The 2,937-nt window shown below is 37.9% G+C and carries 4 protein-coding genes; all 4 read left to right on the top strand.

From position 1 onward, the window contains the following. On the top strand, positions 1 to 84 hold an 84-nt coding region (locus ACFPXP_RS08280; RefSeq protein WP_379893747.1), incomplete at its 5' end, for an IS3 family transposase. Between the two features lie 40 nt (positions 85 to 124). Further along, positions 125 to 826 (top strand): UDP-N-acetylmuramate dehydrogenase, encoded by a 702-nt coding sequence (murB, locus tag ACFPXP_RS08275; protein ID WP_379893763.1) that lies wholly within the window; start codon positions 125 to 127, stop codon positions 824 to 826. Positions 827 to 1,164: 338 nt separating this feature from the next. After that, positions 1,165 to 1,632: an NUDIX hydrolase gene (locus tag ACFPXP_RS08270; RefSeq protein WP_379893762.1), complete on the top strand. Its 468-nt coding sequence runs from the start codon at positions 1,165 to 1,167 to the stop codon at positions 1,630 to 1,632. A 575-nt stretch (positions 1,633 to 2,207) separates the two neighbouring features. Beyond that, positions 2,208 to 2,384: a hypothetical protein gene (locus tag ACFPXP_RS08265; protein WP_379893761.1), complete on the top strand. Its 177-nt coding sequence runs from the start codon at positions 2,208 to 2,210 to the stop codon at positions 2,382 to 2,384. Positions 2,385 to 2,937: the final 553 nt, after the last annotated feature.

Below are 2,937 nucleotides of genomic sequence, written 5' to 3'. Positions count from 1 at the left end.
TTCTATAATGGAAAAAGAATCCACTCCTCTATAGGGTATTTCACTCCAAATCAATACGAACGTATGTTTCATCCGGCTGCGTAATTCTCTCGATTTTATGTGTCCAATCTATTGACAGAGGTCCATTTTAACTATAAAGATAGAAATGAAACAAATCACTATTATGGATGATAAAATTTATGCAGAGGCCGGTGTTCTACTTCCCTATATTGCACAAGTCGCATATCAACATGGTCTAGGTGGATTAGAGTGGGCTTGGGGCATTCCTGGAACAGTTGGTGGAGCTGTAGTAATGAATGCAGGGGCATTTAATTATGAAATCTTTGATTATATAACCCATGTTGATCTTATGAATAGAAATGGCGATTTGGTGCGAAAAGAAGCCAGGGATATTCGTACTACACACCGTTTTACAGATATAAATACTTCTGAGCACATAATTGTTGGCGCAAATTTGCGGTTAACAAAAAAGGATAAACAAGTGATTATGGAAAAGGTTAGACAGTACAAAAACTATAGAATAAATACTCAACCCTCGGGATTGACATTAGGATCAACATTTAAAAGGCATTTTGATGAAAAAGCACAAAAATGGGTGTCAGCAGGGTATTATATCGATAAATGTAATTTAAAAGGTGTAAAAATTGGCGGGGCTATGATATCAGAAAAACATGCAAATTTTATTATAAATCATAATGATGCAAGTTATACTGACGTACTAAAATTGATGCGAATGATGCGGGAGTCAGTCCAAGAACAATTTAATATTATTTTGGAGCCAGAAATAAAGGTATGGTTAAGCCAGTCAGAGCTCAAATTATTATAATTTCAGCCAGGTCAATATATTGCGGAAAGTATTGAAGTGTTTAGCCATCTTTCATTAGAGCATTATAAGTTTTCTATCAAGAGAAATACGGTGAAAACTTGGAACAAGGACGAGTGGGAACATCTATATTATACACGAAATCCTGGCGGGCACCACATCTGACCTCCACCTCATGAACAGGTTGAATGAATGTTGGAGCGTAGACTCTGTAAGACGTTGGAGGGTTGACCTTCGTGAGAAGAGACGAGAAGTGTGACCAAACATCTTTTTAGTATCAATTTTTTTGAAAAAATAGGAGATGCTATATGAGATATCACATGCGATAGGGGGATATTGGTATGGGGTATGTAGAAGACTTAAGGAAGATTGTGGGTCATATTCCCTTAATTCTTGTTGGAGCGGTTGTAATAATAAATGATGGCAATAATCGAATATTACTACAAAAACGAATGCACCACCCCGTAGGTCGCTTCGGTTTACCTGGAGGGCTAATGGAGCTAGGGGAATCCACGGAAGAAACTGCACGTAGAGAAGTTTATGAGGAGACAGGACTTACCATTGGTACTCTGAATTTAATAGATGTTTTCTCTGGCATTGAGAATTACATCAAAGCTCCAAACGGTGATGAATTTTATGTTGTTGTTACTGCTTATTGGTCTAAAGAGTTCACTGGTGATCTACGAATTAATGATTCTGAGTCAATGAGTTTGGAATTTATTAATATTAGTGAACTTCCTGAGAACATTCCTAAGAGTCATCAAAAAATAATATCTAGATACAGGGACCTTTTAACGGATATGATATAATGTCTGCGGCAGTCTAGTCTAGGACTTTTTTAAAACCTTGAAGTCAACAGGAACTATTCTAAGGGAACTGTTGAAATTTATAACAGCACTATTATTAGGCTTGCTTCCTGGCTCAAAGAAGCAGAATAATTACATACATCGAAGAAATAACAGCTAATGACCTTCAATTTTTTTTAGGCACGCTAAGACATCCCAAAAATGCAAAGGACACGAATAAAAGGCACCCAAAAGCGGGAATAGTGCTTGCTGCCTCGACAAGAGCACGCATTATTTCTGCTATAATTTTCAATATACTGGGATACGCCGTACTGTAGGTATTGTTGTCTAACTGCCCATTTGAAAAACTGTTAAACTCGGTGAACGACTTCCCAAAAGCCTTTCTCTACAGGATGCGATAAAATTTAAACAATACGCAGCTAACCGGAAGTTTAAGGAAAGAGATTCATTAATCACAACGTTATTTTTTATTGCTCGGACTTCGAGTCTCCGAGCTTGTAAGTATCGATCTTAAGCATTTTAATGAATACGAAGGATCACTTACAGTTATTGGTAAGGGGAACAAGGAAAGAAGACTCGTGCGGGAGAATTATAAGCCAGCTGCCGTGGAATTAATCATTGAAGAGATCGCAAAAGCTGCCGATGTGCGGGCAAATAATTTTAAAGTTACACCCCATAAGTTGCGACATACCTGTGCGACTGTTTTATACAATGACGGCGAGGGAGCTGATCTGTTGGCAACCGCAGAAAAATGACATTAAATAGAGAGGGAACGACGACGACTGACGGAGGACAAGAACATATATTCATTAAGCACCGCGTAGCTCGCGGTTTTTTGTTTTATGGATATAAGTTCTTGTCCTAAGCGCAGGACAAGAACTTGTATCCTTAGCCGAAATGGACAAGAACCTGTATCCTTAGCCGATCGGAAAATGTCAGGTAAGTTTGTTAGTGCTAACCAGAAAAATAAAATTCCTCTATACATTAGAAGATTAAATCCCCATGTAAGATTACCCATAATTATCAAAGGAACATAAAAAGAAAGCAGCGCTCCTGGATGTTGAATGGATTGAGGATTGCATGACGTTTAACTGAAATAATGAATTGCCTTCATAAAAGGATCGTAATATACCCCAATATATGTTAGAAACGAAAATAAAACTTGAACTACTTTCGATTATTGGTAGCGTCAAGAAATTTGTGTAAATAGAAAAACCATTTCTTGTAGATGCCGTTGTTTAGTCGGTGGTTGTGAACATTGCTAGAAGTTCAGCGCGTGCCTGGTCAAAGCCGGTATGGCAACGAGTT

Origin of the sequence: Marinicrinis lubricantis (assembly GCF_042658665.1) — a bacterium.
GTDB lineage: Bacteria > Bacillota > Bacilli > Paenibacillales > KCTC-33676 > Marinicrinis > Marinicrinis lubricantis.
The sequence above is the reverse complement of the archived record's forward strand: the minus strand, read 5'-3'. Positions and strand labels throughout refer to the sequence as shown.